Here is a 22,742-nt window from a genome sequence, read left to right as displayed (position 1 = left end):
AAAAACTTGAAAATTATGAAACCTACAAATGACAAAAAAACACATCAAAATACCCTACCCGTAAATGATAAAATATTTCAGGCAGTATATGACTCTCCTTCTTCATTACCGGGAAAGCAAAAATGGGTAACAAAAGAGGAAGATGTTCGCATAATAGAAAAATTATTAGGTATGCCGGACAAAACCATTGGTGCCCCGCTTTGGGTAAGCGGTGATACTAAAAAATGTCCAAAATGCAGACGTGAAATCAATTGGCTGGATATTGTTTCCTCAGCGTTAGATAACGTTCATACTAAAGAAATGATTGCTCAAGTTATTCTTGGCGAAACCAAATTTGTAAATGTAGAAGTTCCAAAAGCTATAGCAAATTTACATTGCTTTAAATGTAAAACAGCTATCGAAAACCTACGCAGTTTTAAATGCCATAATTGGGCATATGCAAAACCAGCTTTGCTTAAAGTGCTGCAGGAAATGGAGAGAAAGCAATAACTGATTTAGAAAACATATAATAACAATATCATGGCAACACAATCTGACAACCAAGATCCAAGTAAAATTAAACTCAATTTTTTTAAATTTGATTTAAAAGCCGGAAACCAGCTCAAAGCATTCGATGCTATTTATAAAATACATCATGGCAATTGGGATGAGGTAAAAAGGAACCTATCCAAAGACAAAAGTTTTACACCGGCAATAGTAAAAAATCTCGAGTTTACACACTACTTGTCTAAATGGAGTAATGACAATAAAGCTGTTGTTGAGCTTTTTCAGAAAGATGACAAATTGCTTTCGATGCGTGATATTGCTTTAAATTTTAATAAAGAAGCTTTTATCCAAAAAGTAAAAAGTATATCGCCAGCAAAATCAAATGACGATAAAAAAGCATTTGCTATCGATTTGCATCATAAACTTTTTGAATTTGAACCTACCGCGGTTGTCGTCAATATGATAAAAGACCCACAAGTACCGGTATTAAATACAGCAGTGGGTACAAAAGTTGCTGCATTATTAGAAAAAAATCCGGATTTTAATATCAGAACTACTTCTGTATATGAAGTATTCAAAAATAATAAAGAGTTAAAAAAAATTCCGGAAGATTTACAACAACCTATTCAGACGGAATTAAAAACTTTACAAAGAATTGTTACGGTTAGTCCCATTGCCGATGCTATTCCGGTTTTGTATGATGCCAAACTCCATACCGCATTTCAAATTTCAGATATACCACCTACTCAATTTAAAACTGCATTGAGCGGTAAAGGATTAGACGAAGGAATATTGCTGCAAATTCATACCAATGCGCAGCATTTACGTGTCCGAAATGAACATGCTTTAATAGCGCTCAAAGAAGCCAGTCAGAATACTGGTATTGATATGATTGATAAAAGCATTAGACTGGGTAATGGTTCTGAAATAAAAAAAGGGCTGGGAGCCATGAAGACAGAAAGTAATGCCATTGCCTATTCTCCAGAGGAAGCTGCTAAAGAGATTATAGAAAAAAATAACTTAACATGGGATATGCTTTTTGGCGATGCTGATATTTGCGAATGTGGCGAATGTACTTCCGTCTACAGCGCTGCGGCATATTATGTAGAATTATTGCAGTATTTGCGCAACAACAATCTCGATCCTAATGCCACGGGAGATGTTGCAATAAAATCCAACCCAAAAAATATTTCCGGAACCCCGTTAGAAAAATTATTTAATCGTCGCCCAGATTTAGGCTGTCTGGAATTGACTTGTAAAAATACCAACACCATTTTGCCTTATGTTGATCTGGCAAATGAAGTCATGGAAAGTTATGTGGCATTCAAACATTTAAAACCTTTTAATGTAGCCGATGAAACCAGCAGTGAGTTGCTTGCAGAACCTCAGCATACAGAATATCAGGCATATTGCATCTTAAAAAATGAAGTATATCCATTTACACTGCCATATCATCAGCCAATTGATGCTACAAGAATATATTTGGATTATTTAGGAACAAGCCGCTATGAAGTAATAGATACTTTTAGAAAAAACAATAGTAGTAACAATGCAGAATTAACTCAATTAAAAGATGAGGTTTTAGACAGGGCTTCTGATTCTGAATTTTTAAATATTACTAAAGAAGAATATATCATACTCACAAAGGAATGCTTTGAAAGTAAAGCTCTGATGAATAAGCTTAAAAATAAAACATTTACAGATTCTGAATATCAGGAACTCATTGGTGTGAAATCTGTTGGTGAATATTATGGCTATGATGATAATGCAACAATGTTGAGTGATAATGGACTCACATTAATTAAAAAAGAATTTTTGCGACGTACAGGAATTGATTATTTCAACCTTGTAGATTTACTTAAAACAGAATATATCAATCCGTTTTTACCCAAAGGGAAATCGAAAAACATAACGGAAAGTCTACATTTTAGCTATCGTTTTTTACAAAATTATGCTAAAATACATGGTATTGATAAAATGGCTGAAGATTTGGTGAAATTAGAAAAATTTGCTGATTTATTGCCAATGATTAAAGATCAGATAGAAATACTAACAAACAAAAAAGTACTAAGCTGTCCTGATTCATGCAAAGATAAAGTAGAAATAAGTGACAAGGATATTATCTGTTGGGTGAAATGTCATTTTGAGAAAATAGGCAAAATGATAGTCATAGAAAGTGGTAGAGGATGTGTGAATGGGAAAATACTCTTTAAGAATGATAAATTATTTGATAATGATTTTAGCATAAGGGTTGAAAATTGTAAAATACTTTATGATGGAGGAAAAGAAGTACTTCCACTTGGTCAAATTGATAAAAAAACAGGAAAAGTCACTTTTTTAAATGAAAATGAAGAAGCAGATCCTAAAAGTTGGGAGCAAATAAAATTTGTAGGTGACAAGGGCGAAAAAGGCCTATTCTTAATAATAGATGCAGAGGTGTATCTCATTTTCTTAGAACAAAAAGACAGTTGTGATTTAAATACGGCCCTATTGCAGCATTTAGACGGAACACCACTTACTGCTGACGAATATGATCGTATACATCGTTTTATACGATTGTGGAGAAAATTAGATTGGACAATTGATGAATTAGATAAAGCAATTATTGGATTAAGTATCCAAAAAACGGTAGACAATGAAGAGGATTTAAGCGAAGATGATTCTATTTGTGATGATTGTAATGATGAATGCGACAGTTCTGATTGTGATGAATGTGATTGCGATGATTGCAGCGAAGATTGCCATCATGATTATGATATTTCAACAACCTTAATACATCAATTGGTAGCTGTAAAAAAACTATTAGATAAAACAGGAATTGAAGTAATAAAGCTACTAGCTTTTTGGACAGATATTAGTGCAGCAGGTGAATATTCCCTTTACAAGAAACTTTTCTTAACACACAACGTGTTAGGCATTGATAAGGTTTTTAAAGCTAATGTAAATGGTAATTATCTTACTGTAAATACTACAATTACAGAGCATTTTCCGGTATTGATGGCAGCTTTAAATTATACAGCCGATGATTTACAAACGGTTATGGAAGCTACAGAAATGACAGATGAATTGACCTTCAGTAATCTGTCAAAACTATATCGTTACCGATTGCTTTCAAAAATTTTAGGCTACAAGATTCCTGCATTTATGGATATCGTTCCTTTATTTGGTACTATATTTAATGACGCCTACAGTACACTTGAATTTATAGAGAATCTATCCCAAATAGATGATGCTGGTTTTACACCACAAGAACTCAATTATATTATTAGAGATTTTGACGATACTAAAAAACCGTTTAAACCTACACAGAAATCAATTTTAATTTTAGCAAAATCCATATATGATGGATTAAACACAATCGACGAAACACAACAGGATGTAAAGCCTGATGAAACTATCACCGAAGCAGCATTACAACAAATCAACCTCAGAGAAAAAGCAACAACAGAATTTGTAAGAGCTAAAGCAAGTTTGCTGTTTGAAACAGATATTGTCGAAAAAGTCATCGGGATATTAGAAGGTACAAATGTATTTATAACCAATGCTCCTAAAAACATAGCGTTTACTCTGGCAGAAGATAAAACACTACAAAATAAATTAAAATATGATAAAATAAATGGCAGTATCCAAATAATAGGGATCTTAACCGAAGCTGAAAGCATTGATTATAAAGCAATCAGTAACGACCCAGATTGGATATCTGCATTGATTAGGGTTGAAAAACAGCAAAATAAGCAATTCAAAGAATTATTGTCTAAAGTTTTTGATACTGAAAAAACAAAAACAGCCGCTCAAAAAGAAGCATTAGAAAAAATAATTAAAACAGGTGACATAAGTTTACCTATTGATAAAATACTTGAAGGAGATCCTGATATCAATACCGCTGCTCAAAAAAGAATAGCTTTTTTAGAAATTTTCATGCCTTACCTGCGTCAGGAACTCAGTCATCGCTTTATTGTAAACACGTTGTCTGGCATAGTAGGTTTGCAACCTAATAGTACCGATATATTGATTACTGATATACTTAAAACAGGGAATATTCCTGTTTCGTTATTCAGTATTTTTGAGAAAATAAAAGAAAGCAGTAAGCCTGTTGAAAATAATTGGAATGGATACCTAATTCCGTCATCAACTGCCACATATACGTTTGTTATTAAAAACAGTGATGCTCAACCTATACTTAGTATTGACGGAACTATATTGAGTTTTACAGTTCAGGAAGATCCCACAAATGAATGGTGGAGCAATGATATTGTGCTCCAATCTGGCAAATTGTATAAATTATCGACTATCGGCGTAGAATTAAAAAATATCTATTGGAGAACAACTGCCTCAGCCATTGCAGCTATTCCATCATCGGCATTAATTCCTGACTTTGCTTCTCAGCAGTGTGAACCCGCATTAATAGCATTAAAAAAAGCAGCTATGCTGGTCACTGGTTTTGATTTAAGTGCAGATGAAATACTGTTTCTGGAAAAAAATAAAGCTCATTTTGATAATCTGGATTTTAACAAGTTGACATTAATCCATTGGTTGAGACTGGAGGGGTATGCCAGATTACGAAACTCTTTGCCTCAATCTGAATTCAACATCTTAGATTTCTGGAATTGGACTTACAATCCATTATCTGATGTAACATCATTAAGCACTAAAATTGCTGAACTAACAGCATGGAAAAAACAGCGAATAGAGAAGTTAATTGCGATAAATCATTTCAATATAACACAACTTCAGGATTATAACAACGAAAAAAATCTATTAAAACTGCAGTCAGCTCTGGCTGTTGCTGATAAGATAAGTGTAGACATTGATTTGCTTTTTGAATGGGCAATTCCTACTTCTAAATTCAACAAATGCAGGATAATTGCCGATAGTATAAAAAATGCAATTCGTGCCAAATACAATCAAACTGATTGGGAACAGGCTGTAAAACCATTGAGCGATAAACTGCGTAATAACCAGAAAGAAGCCTTAATTGGATTCTTGCTGCAACAGCAAACATTGTTAGATTGGGGAGTAACGGATGCAGATAGCCTATTTGAATATTTTCTGATAGATGTTCAAATGGATGCCTGTATGGAAACTTCACGTATTAAACAGGCATTATCATCGGTGCAATTATTTGTACAGCGCTGTTTCTTGGGATTGGAAGAAGAATATAGCGGAATTGCGCCAGATATATTAGATAGAGAACGTTGGGATTGGATGCAACGTTACCGAGTTTGGGAAGCCAATCGTAAAGTTTTCTTATATCCCGAAAATTGGATTGAAAGTAACCTACGAGATGATAAGAGTCCGTTTTTTAAAGAATTAGAAGGAGAATTACTGCAAAAAGATATCAACAAGCAAAATGTCATTGACGCGTTAAAATCCTACCTCTACAAAGTTGATGAAGTGGCTAATATGGAAGTGGTAAGCTTGTATATTGACGGCGAAAAAACATCCGAAAAATGGAACAAGGGAGCAAAATTGCATGTGTTTTCCCGCACCCGCAATGCTGCCTATTTTTATTATTACCGCTATTTGGCTCTGGATGAAATGAATTGGTATCCTTGGGAAAAAATGCAGGTGGATATTCCGGGTTATGATATAGAAGATACAAGCGGGAAAGTTACCGATAATGGTTGTTTTTTAACAGCTGTGGTATGGAATGGACGCTTGCTGATTTTCTTTCCTCAGATTGTAAAAAAAACAAGGCCAGCTAAGAGTGGTAATGATTTAATGAAAACTCTTGGAGATACAACAGTTAATAGTAATTTACCTGTAGAATATTTTGAAATAAAAATGGCATGGAGTGAGTATCGAAATGGTAAATGGACGCAAAAACAATTGAGCAAAGATGTTTTGGCTACAAATCCTAAAGATAGTACTCATGATATTCCGTTTTTTAAATTCATCCCCATTATAAGCGATGATAAAATACTAATTAATGTAGATGATCTTAAAGATACTGATGGAGGTTATCTTGGTGCATTTAAATTTGAAGGAAATACCATAAAAGTTGGATCAGCGATAGGAACGGTATCAATTCCAATTGATTATTTTAATCAGTCGGACGGGAAAATGTACTCATGGCAGCTTAATAGCCCAACTTTTGCCCGCAATCTTGATTTTTCTTTTAATGAAGAATCATCAAAAGAAAAATTAATCTGGAATAATGGCAGTTCTAATACACTAAAATTCCATCATCCTTTTACAAATGATTTAATGGGTAAAATTAATTTGGGGAAACTGGAAGAATTCTTTAATTATAACCTGCAAATAAATGATAAAGAAGATGCTTTTGGCAAATATGACCATGATGGAGATGCAGATACTCCCGAAATATACAATGAGCTCAAACGTCCTTATTCTTTATATAATTGGGAACTATTTCTACATACGCCAATGATGTTGGCTGATGCATTAAGTAAATCGCAACAATTTGAAGAGGCTATGAAATGGTATCATTTTGTGTTTAATCCTATTGCCGAAGGTTCTGATGATAAACGTTTTTGGCAATTTACGCCATTCAAAGAAACAAACAGCCAAAGAATTTTAGATGGCATTTTTAATAATCTCAAACCAAATAAGGCCGACCAAACCATTAACGAATGGCGTAACAAACCTTTTATGCCACACTTGGTAGCTCGTAACCGTCCGGTGGCATACATGAAATGGGTCGTAATGAAATATATTGATAATCTGGTGGCGTGGGGCGATTATCTATTCCGACAAGACACTATCGAAAGTATTAATCAGGCAACACAATTGTATATTTTAGCCATGCATATTATGGGACCTCGTCCGATGATTATTCCTAAGCGCGGAATTACAAAACCGCAAACTTATATTGGCTTACTAGACAAATGGGATGCTTTTGGGAATGCCATGGTAGAGTTGGAATTAGCAGCTCCATTCAGCAATCAAACTGCGTTGCCTTTTGGCGCAGTAAATGGCGAGTTAGCGTTTGCAAATATATACGGTTTGGCTTCTTCGCTCTATTTCTGCATACCGAACAATCCTAAACTTATGGGCTATTGGGATACCATTGCCGATAGATTATATAAAATACGCCATTGTGAAAATATCGATGGGGTATTCCGAAAATTACCATTGTTTGAACCGCCAATTGATCCTGCATTATTAGTAAAAGCTGCGGCACAGGGATTGAGCATTGCCTCAGTAATAAATGATTTGAATACACCAATGCCTAACTATCGTTTTTATTATTTGCTCCAAAAAGCATTGGAATTGTGTGGAGAATTAAAAGCTATGGGGAATGCATTGCTTTCCGTAATCGAGAAAAAAGACAACGAAGCCATTGCGCTAATACGTTCCAGACATGAAAATGCAATGCATAATCTGGTCATGGAAATTAAAAAAATGCAATTGGAAGAGGCGCAGAAAAATATGGATGGTCTGGAACAGAATCGTAAAGGTCCTGAACATCGCATGAAATACTATCTGCAGTTGATAGGGGAGGATTTAGGTAAAATACCGGGATTGGATGCCGAATTTACTGAAATTGTCAATAGCATAGAAGCTCCTGTGGATGAAAGCGGATTGAAACTTATACCTTTTGAGAAAGAAGATATGGATAAGGCCAGTGCTGCTGCCGATTGGCAAACTGGTATTGGAGTAGTAGAGACATTGGCTTCGGTTTTCCATGCATTACCAACGATAAATGGTCACGGTACACCTTTAGGAGTAGGGGTTGCTGTATCTTGGGGATTTCCTAACTTGGCAAATGCTACATCAGCGGTTGCTAGAGGTTTACGAATTTATGCAGATCATCTTTCTTACCAATCTTCATCAGCTGGTAAAAAAGGAAATTTCAAACGTGCTTTACAAGAACGCGTTATGCAAGCTAATTCTGCAGGTTATGAACTGAAACAAATAGACAAGCAAATAACAGCTCAGAAAATCCGTATCGCCATTGCCAATCAGGAAATTGCCAACCAACAAAAAATGATCGATAATGCACTGGAAATAGAAGATTTTTTAAAAAATAAATATACTAATGAAGAATTGTATACCTGGATGCGCGGTAGTCTAAAAACATTGTACCATCAGGTATATAGTCTGGCGCATGAGCTGTCTAAAAAAGCTGAAAAAGTATATCGCTTTGAACGAGGTATAAGCAATTCTAATTTCATACAATCTGGCTATTGGGATGCCGGACGAGATGGCTTACTCGCTGGAGAACAACTTTATGTAGGATTAAAACAAATGGAAGCCGCTTATCAGAACGAGCGCGGGTATGATTATGAAATCACAAAACATGTTTCTTTATGCTTATTAAGCCCATTGGCACTTATCCAGCTTAGGGAAACAGGCAAATGCGAGTTTGAAATACCTGAAGTATTGTTTGATATGGATTATCCCGGACAATACAAACGTCGTATTAAGTCGGTATCAGTATCAATGCCATGCATTGCAGGGCCTTATACGGGAGTTAATGCCAAATTTAGCCTGCTGGAAAATAAATTCAGAAATACCGCAGTAGGGGGTAAAACGTATCAAGAGGATACGGAGGATACAGATGACCGTTTTAGCACCTACCGAATTCCGATTAATGCTATTGCAACCAGTACTGGTCAAAATGACAGCGGTATGTTTGAATTGAATTTTAAAGACGAGCGTTACCTGCCATTTGAAGGTGCTGGTGCTGTTAGTAAATGGCGTCTTGAATTACCGGAAATTCGCCAATTTGACTACGCAACTATTACCGATGTTATTGTGCATATCAAATATACAGCCATTGAAGGCGGAGAAAGATTAAAGCTAAATGCCACAAAGACCGTATTTAAACAACTGGAAAACATTAAGCAGCAATTGAATGAAACTGGTTTGCATTTGGCTCTAAATATGAAACATGATTTACCAAATGAGTGGCTTTTATTCAAGAAATCTGGTGTAGTTGAACTGAATATTGGCAAAGTAAGATTACCCTATTTGGCCCAGTCTATTAATTCGGTGCATATAGAACAAGTAATGTTCTTAGCAAAAGTTAAAGGAAATCCGGTCAGTTTTGCACTCAATATTGATGAAACCGAAACAATAGATCTTTCCAAAGTAAGTGAATTGAATTTGTGTCGTGGCATCAATTCGGATATTAAACTTGATGTGCCTTTTAGTTTATCGGTTGCTGACGCAGACAAATTGAAATTGGAAGAAGTAATAATGGTTGTGAAATATGGCTTTTGAAAATTAATGGAATTTAGAAAAAAATCGTTAATAGTTTATACCGAGCGTTAGATCAATTAGGCAATACAGTAGATTTTCTTTTAATCAGAAAAAGGAAGAGGATGACTGTGAAGCCATTTCTAATTAAAGCAATTAGTATTACTCCCGATCTCCGAAGAGTTCAACTGAAAAGCTGGCAAATGTCTGTAGCAGGATAAAATAGGATTTTGTCGCCTCTATAACTAAAATTTGGTTTTGATAGTTGCGACAGAACCATAATTTCTGGAATAAATAAAACTAAATACCATTTAATAAACGGCTATTTTCCCTGTTTGAACTGCGCCTGAACTTGTAATTATTTTGTAGATGTAAATTCCTGATGAAGTATTTTTTAGATTGATGTTATTGGTTATTGCAACTAAGGGATATACCATTGTGTTTTGTCCGTTGATATTGTAGAGATAGAAAATACCTTTCTCATCTTTTGGGCCTTCAATAAATAATTCTTCATTTTTACGTAATAATGTGGGGTAGATATAAAATAAAGCACTGCCTGAATAATTAGTATCAAGAATTGGAGAGCTTACTGTATTGGTATTTTCTAAAATTAAATTTATTTTGTATTTATTATTGCCATCAGCTGGTTCATTATCGAAAAAACTGAATGTTTTTAAACTGACGTCGTTTATTGTACCGATAACACTCTCGGCATTATTAACTATTTTTACCAGTTCGATCCTTTTGATATTGTACAAGCTAAAAAGGCTGGCATCAATCTTTATTTTATTTTTCTGATAAACTTCGGCAAAAGCCAGCTCAAAATAACAATTTGAGTTTTGAGCATAATGTAATGTTGATTCACTTTTTATTCCTTCGTTATGGTCAAATACAGGAGAAACAGTGTAAATATTTCCATCTGTATAAGTATAATCAGTTGTTGTTATTTGCTCTTTAAATTCTAAATGATCTCCTGTAAGTTTATAAATATTAAAAGAAGCAACACCTGCAGGTTGATCCCAATTTATTTCTGTTGTACCGTTGCAAACTAAGCTGGTACGAATATTTAAATCATATGAAATAATAAAGTCATCAGAAATATAATCGGTATCATCGATGGTCATTTTTAATTTTGCTTTAGAGAATCTTTTTTCTGAAGGAGTATAGGTAAATTGTCCCGAATCGAGATTGATATCATTTGCGATAATTTCCCATGTTTGCCCATTATTATAACTGATAGACAATTTTCCGGAGGTAGCCGAAAAAGAAGAATCCCATTTAAAAGGTGAAATTGTTTTGCCGTTATAAGGAAAATTATCATTTGCAACGGGATAATTCCATTGAAATTGATTTTTCAATTCATATTCATAAGCAATGCTGTAGGACTGGGAAGTATTTGAAACGTATGAACCTTTGATATTGATCGTACAGGATCCCGATATGGGGTTTTCGATGGTAACCTGTTCTATATTGTTAAGCTTGTCTTTTCCTCTCACAGCAGGCTGTTCAGGTGCATTAGGATCGAGTATCCAGGGTAAAAAAGCAGTGTTGTCTGCCGTAATAACTTCTAAGTCTAAATCGTTTATCAGACTTATATTACTGTTGATCGCAGCTGGAAGATCATTCCAGACGAGTGTTATTTTTAAGTTTTTTGCATTTTCAGGAACTTTAAAGCTATGTGCCCCGGTCTGGCCGGAGGTCAGGCTGCCAGATATGATTCTGTTCTCGCTTATCGTTTTCAGGCATTTATCAGTATTGATATTGCCGTAACCATAAGTAAAATCGGGGCCTTTGTAGCCTAGATCTTTTGCACTATTAATCAAAATTGCTTTTGTCATAGCATTGGTCAGCATGCTGTTGTTTATGTTTTTATAATGTTGCTTCATAAGCGTAATAATTCCTGCAGTCAATGCTGAGGAATTTGAAGTTCCTTGTGTACTAAACGCTACCAGGTCTGGTTTTATTCGGCCGTCGTAAGCCGGTCCTTTTGAGGAAAAGGGCATAATTACTTCGTTTTGATCAATACATCCCAGTACAATACCATTTTTGGATTGCTTAAAGTTTCCGGTAATAGATTTATAGCCCTGAAGCCCTGTATTTCCAGAAGAGAAGCAATGGGTTAAATCTGTATTTAAGAATAATTGATTGTCATAGGCATTAGCAAGCGATCCATAAAAATTCTCAATGACTGTCCCGTAAGAATGATTTGCGGTCGTGGCTCCCTGTAAAGTTTCGATCTCATCAGGAAAAATATTCAAAAAATCAGATGATAGGAGCTTTGTTTTTTGTGCAACACCTTTTGCTAATACAGAACTATTTCCAATACCACCAACTATTGTAGCCATTGCCGTTGCATGATCTGATACAACAATAGATTGTATTGTAGAGGTAATATGCTTATTTAAAAGATCAATATCATTTACATCAAAAAAATCATCTTTTATTACTACAATTTGATCTTCACCGCTCAAAAAAGGAAAATCTGCGTGAGCCATATTGATACGGTTAATACTAAAATTTTGATCTGTTATTTTAGATTCCGCTTTTGGCAGCAGTGATTCCTCTGAAATAGACGATACACGACTCAGGGCTGCAACTTGATCCATAATTTTTTTGGAATCACTTTTTATCATTACAAGATGTTTATCAAGTATTACGAGATCAGAAATGTCTATTGATTTTAAGTCAGAAATTAATCTTTGAAGAGAATCAGAGGCAATTATATACGGTTTGTCTTCTTTATGAGTTGAAAAATTAGATGGCAGTTTCCATAAATTATTAACGGGGCGAATATCTAGTAAAGTCTTGTTAAATCCGGCACTTTGATTTTCGATAATACAAAAAGCACTGTCGAGCTTTTTTACTATTTTATAGTGGTTTTGATGTGCATTTTCTAAAGAAGTAAAATAATATTTTTCCAATTTTATTTTATTTTCCTTTTTTATGTACTGTGTCCATTTATCAGAGCTTTGCGAGAAACTGATTGTGGTTATCATAATAAGTAAAAAAGTAATCTTGATCTTCATTTACTGCAGGTTTTTAAGGCAATTGGGGTTATTTGGTAACTCATTGTAATTGAGTAAAGAGAAACTCTATAAGGGTGTGATTTGAAAATCTATCTACTGCATATCATTCAAAGTTATTAAAATATTTGTAAAAAAATTATTATTTTTTACTGTGCCCATTCTTACTCATTTGCTCAATTACTATTTCTTTGGCAAGTGAAATTTTATTTTTAGATCTCATTCTAAACTCTAAAATCAGTTTTCAATGCCTGTTGAACAAAATTATAGTTGTGAGCGATTTTTACATTCTTAATGAGTTGATTTTTAGTTTTCTACCGGATTTGTTGGGCTGGCGCAATCATCCGATAAATATTGTTAAAAATTTTGATTAAATTATTATAACAAATAATGTTAAATTTGTTAAATACTTGTTTTATAAGTATTTTAAGATTAAAATTTATATAAATTTGATAACAAATATTACAATATTTTGTAAAAGTCCCCTTATTTATCAATTTATTTAACAAATTAAACTAATTATTATGAAAAAAATTAAATCAATAATTGTTTTGTCATTTATCGCATCACTGCTATTATCTTGTAATAAAGACGACGAAGCCAAACCATCAGGTCAACAGTCACTTAAAGTAACACCAGAGGTGTTAAACAAACTGAAATCACTTTCTTTAAATACTTCAGATGTTCAGGTAATTCAGAATACTACTCTGGAGGGTACAACTGAGGATGCGTTTTTGGTAGAAGGTGATATTATCATCACACAAGAGCAATTAAGTAAAATGGATCTTCACGGAGGTATTACTACAGAACAATACCGTACTACTAATTTAGTAAGTACTCCAAAAACGATAAAAGTAGTTGGATTATCAGGCACTGGTACTACAGCGCTGAGCACCAACATGCGTAATGGACTGCAGGCAGCTATAAACAGATACAATAATTTAGGATTGTCTATCAAATTTACACTAACTTTTAGTTCAAGCACTTCAGGTGCAAACATTGTAGTGCGGAGACAATCCGGATCTGCTGGCGGTGTAGCCGGTTTTCCTTCAGGAGGAAATCCATATAATTCAGTTACATTATATTCCGGATTGGATACTTATTCAGTAAATGTAAATGCTCACGTGGCAGCACATGAAATAGGACACTGTATTGGTCTTCGTCATACAGACTGGTTCAGCCGTCAAAGCTGCGGACAGAATTCAAACGAAGGTACTGCAGGTGTTGGAGCAATTCTTATCCCGGGTACACCTTCAGGATATGATGCTACTTCGTATATGAGAGCATGTTTTTCTTCAAACGAAACAGGAGCTTTCAATGCTAATGACATTACAGCTTTGAATTATTTATATTAAAAAACCACATTAGGGACTCTTACAAAATAAAAGAGGCTGTTTCATAATTTATGAACAGCCTTTTTTGCATGTCTTCAAATTTATAAAGTAATTATCTATTTAACTATTAATCCTCATACGTTATCAGACTCTGCTCTAATATTTTTAACTTTTTGTGAGAGAAAAAGTATCGTTTATAATAGAAAAAAGGCATAAAAAAATCCCATTTCGTTTGAAATGGGATTTTAATTTTGTGACCCCAAACGGACAAATTTCGCATCATTTTATGGAAGATTTGAAGATATTGGCTTACCGTATGTAGTGTCTGTCTTCCATTGGCTTTGTAAATTTGGTTTATATGTCCTGTTGGTGTTTAATGTAAAAATTTTAAAAAACTAAATTAGTTTATAGCAGAAAAGGTATAAAGTCTACAAGGTTGATCAAAAAAATATATTCAACACATAGAAACATAGATTTTTTTAGCTAAAAAGAATGCAAAAAAGAAATATATTTCTTGCACATAGCAATCTATGTGTATTTTAAATAAGTGAAACGCCTTTTTTGAAGGTTCGGAATCTATGCTTCTATGTGTTAAAATTAATTACATCCAACGGGTTAATAATTCACGTATCTAATAATATTAATAAACTTTAGTTATCATTTCATCTATAGGCAAACGAACTTTTTTCGTAGCTGCCATATAGTCTTTTTCAGAATCCCGATATCCTAAAGCGAGGATAACTGTAGAATGCAGCCCTTTTTCTTTCAAACCCAAAATGGCATCGATAGTTGCGGCATTAAATCCTTCGATAGGAGTCGCATCCACTTTCAATTCTGCCGCAGCAATAAGTGCAGTTCCAAGTGCAATATAAGCCTGTTTGGCCGCCCAATGGGCATTTTGTTCTGCATTAATAGCGCTGAAATAGGAATGCAGTCCATTTCTAAATTCTGATAAGGCACCAGCATCAAGACCTCTTTGCTTTTCTGTCATTGCTATATAATCATCAATGTAAGTCGAAGACATGTTATTGAATGCAGCAAAAACCAACAAATGAGAGCAAGAGCTAATCTGTCCATTATACGAATCAGCGCCTAATTTTTTTTGAATTTCCGGATTGCTTACAACAAAAACACGGTAAGATTGCAGACCGCAAGAAGATGCTGAAAGATTTATCGCCTCTAAGATCTGATCGACCTTATCTTCTGTTACTTTAATGTTATTGTAAGCTTTTGTGGCGTAGCGCCATTTTAAATTTTCTATCAAATTCATTGCTATGTCTATCTTAATTTTTGACAAATATAAATGATATTGTTTTCTTTTTCGAGGCTTGAATTGCTGTGGTAAACTTCAAATAAGTCATATCTTAGTTCTTTAAAGAATAATTATCTGTTTTTCTTTATTATTATATTTATAAAAAGATTAATAATCTTAAAAATAGTATTGAAAAAGAATAATTATCTGATTTTTTTTGTTTAGTAGAATATTAAATCTTTTATTTTCAAATTTGCAGGGTAAAAAAACTAAACCTTGTCATCAAATGAAAGCGAACATACAAGAAGATTTGAGAATAATCGAAAAGCAGGATATTGAAAACGCCCAGAATACAATCCAAAATGATTTTGCATTCACACTAAAGAGCACTTGTTTAGATGAAAACTATCACCCCTCAAGTGAAACGCGTTTGACAACCAATTTTGCAAACCTGGCCAGAGGAGGTAATCGTCAACAAAACTTACGTAATGCATTAAATATGATTAACAATCGATTCAATGCATTGGCTCATGTGGATAATCCAAAAGGGGATCGTTATCTTGTAGAACTTGAAATCATCACAGTAACGATGAATATTGATGATAAGAATGGTATTAACAAGCTGCCGTTGATTGAAGTTTTAAAAACGAATATTTTTGACCACAAGACTGGCAAGCGTATCGAAGGTATTGCCGGGAATAATTTTTCGTCTTATGTTCGTGATTATGATTTCAGTATTTTATTGATCGAGCACAATAAAAACAAACCTGATTTTTGTATTCCTGAAAATTTTGGTGATTTGCACGGAAAACTTTATAAGTGCTTTGTCAATTCAGCCACTTATAAAGAGCACTTTAAAATGTCACCGATCATTTGTCTAAGTGTATCGAGCAACAAAACGTATACTCGCACTGAGTATCAGCATCCAGTTTTGGGTTTTGAGTATCTGCAGGATCAGTATTCTATCACTGATGAATATTTCTCTAAAATGGGCTTAAAAGTTCGGTTTTTCATGCCTTCGAATACTGTGGCACCGATGGCTTTTTATCACTCCGGAGATCTACTTGCTGATTATACTGACCTTGGACTAATCAGCTCAATCAGCACGATGGAGACTTTTCAGAAGATTTATCGCCCTGAAATTTACAATGCAAATTCAGTGGCTGGGAAAATCTATCAACCTACTCTTAAACACGAAGATTATTCATTGACTCGAGTGGATTATGACCGCGAAGAACGCAGCCGATTGGCTGTTGAACAGGGTAAATATGCAGAAGAGCATTTCATTAAGCCTTACAAAAGTCTCTTAGAACAATGGTCTGCTAATTTTACCCTTTAATTGATCACAACGCACTAAAATTATACTATTATGAAGAAATTATTATTACCTACCTCAATTGTTGGAAGTTTACCCAAACCTGCCTGGCTTGCACCACCCGAAAAACTTTGGTCACCATGGAAATTAGAAGGCGATCAACTGCTTGAAGGGAAACAAGATGCTTTGCGCATTTCTCTGCAGGAACAACAATTGGCAGATCTGGATATCATTTGTGACGGCGAGCAGACACGCCAGCATTTTGTAACGACTTTTATCGAGCATTTAAGCGGGGTAGATTTTGAAAATCGCAAAACAGTAAAAATCCGTAACCGTTATGACGCGAGTGTTCCAGTGGTGGTAGGTGAGGTTGCGCGTCAAAAAGCAGTTTTTGTGGAAGATGCTAAATTTTTACGTAAACAGACTAATAAGCCAATAAAATGGGCATTGCCAGGCCCGCTGACAATGGTAGATACCTTGTACGACGACCATTATAAAAGCCGTGAAAAATTGGCATGGGAATTTGCGAAAGCACTCAATGAAGAAGCAAGAGAACTTCAAGATGCAGGGGTAGATATTATCCAGTTTGATGAACCTGCATTTAATGTATTTTTTGATGAAGTAAACGATTGGGGAATGGCAGCACTAGAAAGAGCCATTGAAGGTTTACACTGTCAAACTGCGGTTCATATTTGCTATGGTTATGGAATACAGGCAAATACTGATTGGAAAAAGACATTAGGTTCAGAGTGGCGACAATACGAAGAAATTTTTCCGAAAATTCAAAAATCTAAAATTGATATTGTGTCATTAGAATGTCATAACTCCAATGTGCCTTTAAATTTAATGGAACTTGTTCGCGGTAAAAAAGTAATGGTCGGTGCTATTGATGTGGCAACCAACACTATCGAAACACCAGAAGAAGTAGCTAATACCTTGCGTAAAGCTCTTGAGTTTGTAGATGCCGAAAATCTTTACCCTTCTACAAACTGCGGAATGGCCCCGCTATCACGAAACATAGCCGGAGGTAAGTTAAGTGCTTTAAGCGCAGGAGCAGAAATTATACGCAAAGAACTAGGGATTTAGTCTTTATATATTAATTAAGGGAGTCCGTGTCTCTACGGAGGAATAATATTTAAAACACATTGAAGAAATTATTAGAAGTATTAAAAAAAGCAGGTTTCGACGGTTTCCTGTTAATGATAGCCACCATGATTCTGATGGCTTATTTTTTGCCAAAGCCAGGCATGGTCAAAGAACCTGTTTCGCTGGAGGAGATTGCCAATGCTGGCGTTTCCTTTATTTTCTTGTTTTATGGCATGCGACTGAGTGTTGAGAAACTAAAAGCTGGACTTTCGAACTGGAAAATGCACATTGTCGTCCAGTTGACAACCTTTTTATTTTTTCCGCTCATAGTTTTGGCATTTCGCCCGTTGTTTGTTAATAACGGCTTCGAGCTGCTTTGGTTGGGTGTGTTTTTTCTGGCAGCATTGCCGTCCACAGTTTCCTCTTCGGTGGTCATGGTTTCCATTGCAAAGGGAAACATTCCCGCAGCCATTTTCAATGCGAGTATTTCCAGTTTGATTGGAGTAGTCGTAACGCCGCTCTGGGTTGGTCTGTTTATAGCTTCTGCCACAGGCGATTTTGATGTTACTCAAATCGTCATAAAGTTGATTCTGCAAGTCTTACTGCCAGTCATCATTGGTATAAGCCTCAATTCCCGTTTCGGCGCCATTGTCGAAAAATACAAAAAACAGCTCAAATATTTCGATCAGGCAGTTATTCTAACGATTATTTACACGTCGTTTTGCAAATCATTTTCCGAACATCTTTTTGAAGGCTTCACCGCCCTTGAACTTACTGGACTCGCTGCAGGGATGGTGGCGTTGTTTTTTGCCGTATTCTTTTGTGTCGGACTACTCAGCAGTCTGCTTGGTTTTTCAGATGAAGATCGTATTACTGTCTTATTCTGCGGGTCTAAAAAGTCATTGGTACACGGCACGGTTATGTCAAAAGTACTTTTTCAGCACAGTACTATCACTGGCATCGTATTGCTGCCGCTCATGCTTTACCATGCCTTGCAATTGATTGCCGCCAGTATTATCGCTCAGGGTATGGCTCGACGAAAAGAAGTAAAATAAGATTTTTGTATTGTTTTTGGTTATATTTGAAGAATTTTATTCTGACTTATAAATAAATTAAACCAAAATATTCTATGGAGCAAATAGACGATATTGATCTTCAGTTATTAAATATACTACACGATAATTCTAAATACACGGTAAAAGAATTGGCAAAGATGGTAAATCTTTCGGCATCGCCAGTTTTTGAGCGAATTAAAAGATTGGAGAATAATGGTTATATTAAAAAATATATAGCCTTGTTAGATGCAGAAAAACTAAACAGAGGTTTCATCGTTTTTTGTAATATCAAACTTAAACAGCACGATCGTAATATTGGAAATCAGTTTGTTAGTGATATTATGAAAATAGAAGAAGTTGTGGAATGTTATAATATCTCAGGAGATTACGATTTTTTAATGAAAGTTTCCGCCAAAGACATGAAGCATTATCAAGATTTTGTGTTTAATAAATTGGGATCAGTTGAAAGCATAGGGAGTACCCAAAGTACCTTTGTTATGTCGGAGATAAAAAATTTGTATGGGTAGTTCCGCGATGGCTTATTTATTTTAAATAGGCTAAAGATTCCTTATGAAAAATCGAACCATAAAATATTAGATCGTAAAGGCTTGAAAAATCTACATTTTGCGCATAAAAAAAGAGACAACTAGTAATTAGTTGTCTCTTTTTGTGACCTCGACTGGATTCAAACCAGTAACCTTCTGAGCCGTAATCAGATGCGCTATTCAGTTGCGCCACGAGGCCTTTTTTTAGTAATCATTTGGCTAATTTTTCGTAGCTTTGTTGATTGCTTATTGCGGGTGCAAAGATAGACATAAATGTGAGATAAACAAGAGAAAAATAACATAAAAATAAAAAAAAATGCAGTTCGAAAATTATATACGTGATATTCAGGGTTTTCCAAAAGAAGGAATTTTATTTAAAGATATCACACCTCTACTAATTAACCCGGAAGCGCGAACAAATTGCCTTAAAATTTTACTCAATTCTTTAAAAGATCAAAAAATTGACAAAGTGGTCGGAGCAGAAAGTCGTGGTTTTTTCTTCGGGATATTATTGGCTCAGGAATTAAATGCAGGCTTTGTTCCTGTTAGAAAGCCCAAAAAGCTGCCTTTTGAGACCATTTCTGCCTCATATGAACTCGAATATGGTTCTGATAGTTTAGAGATGCATACAGACGCTATAAAGAAGGGAGATCGTGTTTTAATTCATGACGACGTTTTGGCTACAGGAGGAACGGCAAAGGCTGTTTGCGAACTTGTAGAAAAATTGGGTGGTGAAATTGTACAATGCAATTTTTTAATGGAACTGAGCTTCTTAAATGGTAAGGAAAAAATTAAAGAGTATCCGATTTTTTCTGCTCTTGTTTATTAAAGAGTAAAATAGCAAATAAAAAAAATCCCAATTCTAAAATTAGAATTGGGATTTGATTTTTTATAAGAGATTCTTTTATCTCAAAGTTGCTCCAAGCTCAGTTTCGAAAGTGTGTTGCAATTTCGACATGATTTTATCAATTTGAGTGTCGGTAAGCGTTTTTGTATTGTCCTGAATCGTAAAACTCAAGGCATACGATTTTTTACCTTCAGGAAGTTTGTTTCCTTCGTAAACATCAAATAAATTAACGTCTTTTAAAAGTGATTTTTCTGTTTGCTTAGCCAGGTTAAAGATGCTTTCGTAAGTTGTACTCTTGTCAATTAATAAAGCTAAATCTCTGCGTACTTCAGGATATTTAGGAATTTCACTGTATTTAATTTTTCCGGTGATAATTTTTAAAACTAAATCCCAGTTAAAATCAGCAAAGTAAACATCTTGTTTTATTCCGAAATGTTTCAGGATCGACTTTTTAACTACACCCATTTCTACCAAAGTATCGTTGTTGTAGCAAATTGCTGTTCCTTCAGAAAAAATGTCTGACTGCACCGGAGCATTGGTAATTTTATCAATTCCCAAACGAGACAAAATTCCTTTTACATATCCTTTTAATAAAAAGAAATCTGTTGCTTTTTGTGGGTTTGTCCAGCTTTCTTTATTTCTGTTTCCAGAAAGTAACAAAGTCAAATGTTTGTGCTCTTCGTATCCGTTTAGATATTTATGATATGTTTTTCCGAATTCAAATAATTTTAAATCCGAATTTTTTCTGTTGATGTTATACGATATCGCTTCTAAACCAGAAAACAATAAAGACTGACGCATTGTAGATAAATCACTACTCAACGGATTAAGCATCGTTACATTATGTTCTTCTTTTAATGAAGTTGATAATTTAGCGTAAGCAGCAGTCGTTAGCGAGTTGGCCATCATCTCGTGGAAACCCTGTGAGTTTAATTGTGAAGCGATTACATTTTGGACTTTATAATCTTCCGTTCTTGGCGAATTTGCAACAGTAGCATTGAATTTTTTAGAAAAATTAATGTTGTTATAACCGTAAACTCTTAAGATTTCTTCGATTACATCAATTTCACGCTGAACATCAACACGGTATGCCGGAATTGTTAATCCTAAACCAGAATCAGAAACGCTGTTTACTTTAATATCTAAAGAAACTAATATTTTCTTGATTGTATCTTTTGGAATTTCCTGTCCGATGATTTTAGAAACATGGCTGAAATTCAACAAAACAGAAAAATCTTCTACTTTTTTAGGGAAAACTTCCACAACATCAGAAGTTATTTTTCCACCAGCAACTTCCTGAATTAATAGTGCAGCACGTTTTAAAGCATATTCTGTAATGGTTGGGTCAATTCCTCTTTCAAATCTAAAAGAAGCATCTGTATTTAATTGGTGTCTTTTTGCTGTTTTACGAATACTTACAGCATCAAAATAAGCACTTTCTAAGAAGATAGAAGTCGTTCCTTCTGTAACCCCTGATTTTTTTCCGCCAAAAACACCCGCAATACAAAGCGGACCTTTTTCATCACAAATCATTAAGTCTTCTGCGTGCAATGTTCTTTCAACATCGTCTAAAGTGACGAATTTTGTTCCTGCCGGTAAAGTTTTTACAATTACTTTTCCGTTTATTTTAGCGGCATCAAAAGCATGAAGAGGCTGTCCTAATTCGTGTAATACATAATTAGTAACATCGACAATATTATTTTTTGGAGTTAAGCCAATCGCTTTTAAACGATCTTGTAACCACGCAGGAGATTCCTGAACAGTGATTCCGGAAATTGTAACACCGCAATATCTTGGAGCTAAAGTTGGTTCTTCAACATTAACATCAATTTTAAGTGTACGCATATCTACTCTGAAATTGCTCACAGAAGGTGTAATCAATTCGATATTTACTCCACGTTGTAACATTCCAGCTCTTAAATCACGTGCAGTTCCAAAATGACTCATCGCATCCGCACGATTTGGAGTTAATCCAATCTCGAATACTTCATCATTTACAATTTTAAAAACTTCTGCTGCCGGAGTTCCGGGAACCAGATCAGCATCAAGAACCATGATTCCGTCATGACCTGTTCCTAAGCCTAGTTCATCTTCAGCACAAATCATTCCGTGGCTTTCCTGTCCGCGAATTTTTCCTTTTTTAATAGTAAATTCAGCTCCATCTTTATCATATAAAACAGTTCCAATAGTAGCAACCGGAACTTTTTGGCCTGCCGCAACATTGGCAGCACCACATACAATTTGTATTGGAGCTTCTAAGCCAACGTTTACTGTAGTAACTCTTAAACGATCAGCATCAGGATGTTTTTCGCAAGTAAGTACGTGTCCTACAACAATTCCTTCTAAACCACCTTTTATAGATTGGTATTTTTCAACAACTTCTACTTCCAGACCTAAATCAGTCAGTAATTCTGAAGTTTGTTCTGAAGTCCAGTCAGTTTTAATAAATTGTTTTAACCAGTTGTAAGATATTTTCATGTTAGTGTATTATTCTTGTATTGAGGATACAAATATAAGAATTGCGAATTGTAGTAAGAAACAATTTATTTGGTTTTTTTAAGATGCTGTTAATGAATGGAAAAGTTTGTAAAAGTGCATTTTGTGTAATTTTTGTATTAAAATTTTACTAAAAAA

11 protein-coding genes and 1 tRNA gene are annotated in these 22,742 nt (G+C 34.7%); 8 read left to right on the top strand and 4 right to left on the bottom strand.

Annotated features, from left to right (window positions below):
• Positions 1-15 precede the first annotated feature (15 nt).
• Both KHA98_RS08295 and KHA98_RS08290 read left to right on the top strand, forming a co-directional pair.
• Complete coding sequence (locus KHA98_RS08295; RefSeq protein ID WP_213257128.1) at positions 16-489, top strand: hypothetical protein; 474 nt, start codon at positions 16-18, stop codon at positions 487-489.
• 30 nt (positions 490-519) lie between these two features.
• Positions 520-9,675, top strand: a complete 9,156-nt coding sequence (locus KHA98_RS08290) for a Tc toxin subunit A-related protein (protein WP_213257126.1) — start codon at positions 520-522, stop codon at positions 9,673-9,675.
• Between the two features lie 287 nt (positions 9,676-9,962).
• Here the strand turns inward: KHA98_RS08290 and KHA98_RS08285 are convergent, their stop codons facing one another.
• Positions 9,963-12,677, bottom strand: a complete 2,715-nt coding sequence (locus KHA98_RS08285; RefSeq protein ID WP_213257119.1) for a S8 family serine peptidase — start codon at positions 12,675-12,677, stop codon at positions 9,963-9,965.
• A gap of 521 nt (positions 12,678-13,198) precedes the next feature.
• Between KHA98_RS08285 and KHA98_RS08280 the strand changes: the two genes are divergently transcribed.
• Complete coding sequence (locus KHA98_RS08280) at positions 13,199-14,029, top strand: M57 family metalloprotease (RefSeq protein WP_213257117.1); 831 nt, start codon at positions 13,199-13,201, stop codon at positions 14,027-14,029.
• A 619-nt stretch (positions 14,030-14,648) separates the two neighbouring features.
• On the opposite strand, the gene KHA98_RS08275 is transcribed toward KHA98_RS08280, so the two are convergent.
• Positions 14,649-15,278, bottom strand: coding sequence for a nitroreductase family protein (locus KHA98_RS08275; protein ID WP_213257115.1), 630 nt, complete (start codon positions 15,276-15,278; stop codon positions 14,649-14,651).
• A 268-nt stretch (positions 15,279-15,546) separates the two neighbouring features.
• On the opposite strand from KHA98_RS08275, the gene KHA98_RS08270 reads away from it, so the two are divergent.
• The 4 genes from KHA98_RS08270 to KHA98_RS08255 all read left to right on the top strand — a co-directional run bounded on the left by KHA98_RS08270 (position 15,547) and on the right by KHA98_RS08255 (position 19,243).
• Positions 15,547-16,599 (top strand): DUF1852 domain-containing protein, encoded by a 1,053-nt coding sequence (locus KHA98_RS08270; protein WP_213257113.1) that lies wholly within the window; start codon positions 15,547-15,549, stop codon positions 16,597-16,599.
• 30 nt (positions 16,600-16,629) lie between these two features.
• Positions 16,630-17,661 carry a methionine synthase gene (locus tag KHA98_RS08265; protein WP_213257111.1) on the top strand — a complete coding sequence of 344 codons (1,032 nt, stop codon included), beginning with the start codon at positions 16,630-16,632 and terminating at the stop codon, positions 17,659-17,661.
• Between the two features lie 59 nt (positions 17,662-17,720).
• Positions 17,721-18,716, top strand: a complete 996-nt coding sequence (locus tag KHA98_RS08260; RefSeq protein WP_246522223.1) for a bile acid:sodium symporter family protein — start codon at positions 17,721-17,723, stop codon at positions 18,714-18,716.
• 74 nt (positions 18,717-18,790) lie between these two features.
• Positions 18,791-19,243 (top strand): Lrp/AsnC family transcriptional regulator, encoded by a 453-nt coding sequence (locus tag KHA98_RS08255; protein WP_035644147.1) that lies wholly within the window; start codon positions 18,791-18,793, stop codon positions 19,241-19,243.
• 143 nt (positions 19,244-19,386) lie between these two features.
• Here KHA98_RS08255 and KHA98_RS08250 read toward each other — a convergent pair.
• A tRNA-Arg gene (locus tag KHA98_RS08250) sits at positions 19,387-19,460 on the bottom strand.
• Positions 19,461-19,577: 117 nt separating this feature from the next.
• Here KHA98_RS08250 and KHA98_RS08245 point away from each other — a divergent pair.
• On the top strand, positions 19,578-20,090 hold the full coding sequence (locus KHA98_RS08245; protein ID WP_213257109.1) for an adenine phosphoribosyltransferase: 513 nt from the start codon (positions 19,578-19,580) through the stop codon (positions 20,088-20,090).
• A gap of 75 nt (positions 20,091-20,165) precedes the next feature.
• Here KHA98_RS08245 and pheT read toward each other — a convergent pair whose 3' ends face one another.
• The gene (pheT, locus tag KHA98_RS08240) at positions 20,166-22,586 is read right to left on the bottom strand and encodes a phenylalanine--tRNA ligase subunit beta (RefSeq protein WP_213257108.1); all 2,421 of its coding nucleotides are present in this window, start codon (positions 22,584-22,586) and stop codon (positions 20,166-20,168) included.
• Between the last annotated feature and the right edge of the window lie 156 nt (positions 22,587-22,742).

It is taken from the genome of Flavobacterium branchiicola (assembly GCF_018383905.1).
Taxonomy (GTDB): Bacteria; Bacteroidota; Bacteroidia; order Flavobacteriales; family Flavobacteriaceae; genus Flavobacterium; species Flavobacterium branchiicola.
Note: the sequence above shows the minus strand (reverse complement) of the source record. Positions and strands in the feature narration are given on the sequence as shown.

Bases quoted from the DNA above. Each gene is read 5' to 3' on its own strand.
- KHA98_RS08295 (WP_213257128.1), top strand. From the start codon at position 16: ATGAAACCTACAAATGACAAAAAAACACATCAAAATACCCTACCCGTA.
- KHA98_RS08290 (WP_213257126.1), top strand. From the start codon at position 520: ATGGCAACACAATCTGACAACCAAGATCCAAGTAAAATTAAACTCAAT.
- KHA98_RS08285 (WP_213257119.1), bottom strand. From the start codon at position 12,677: ATGAAGATCAAGATTACTTTTTTACTTATTATGATAACCACAATCAGT.
- KHA98_RS08280 (WP_213257117.1), top strand. From the start codon at position 13,199: ATGAAAAAAATTAAATCAATAATTGTTTTGTCATTTATCGCATCACTG.
- KHA98_RS08275 (WP_213257115.1), bottom strand. From the start codon at position 15,278: ATGAATTTGATAGAAAATTTAAAATGGCGCTACGCCACAAAAGCTTAC.
- KHA98_RS08270 (WP_213257113.1), top strand. From the start codon at position 15,547: ATGAAAGCGAACATACAAGAAGATTTGAGAATAATCGAAAAGCAGGAT.
- KHA98_RS08265 (WP_213257111.1), top strand. From the start codon at position 16,630: ATGAAGAAATTATTATTACCTACCTCAATTGTTGGAAGTTTACCCAAA.
- KHA98_RS08255 (WP_035644147.1), top strand. From the start codon at position 18,791: ATGGAGCAAATAGACGATATTGATCTTCAGTTATTAAATATACTACAC.
- KHA98_RS08245 (WP_213257109.1), top strand. From the start codon at position 19,578: ATGCAGTTCGAAAATTATATACGTGATATTCAGGGTTTTCCAAAAGAA.
- pheT (WP_213257108.1), bottom strand. From the start codon at position 22,586: ATGAAAATATCTTACAACTGGTTAAAACAATTTATTAAAACTGACTGG.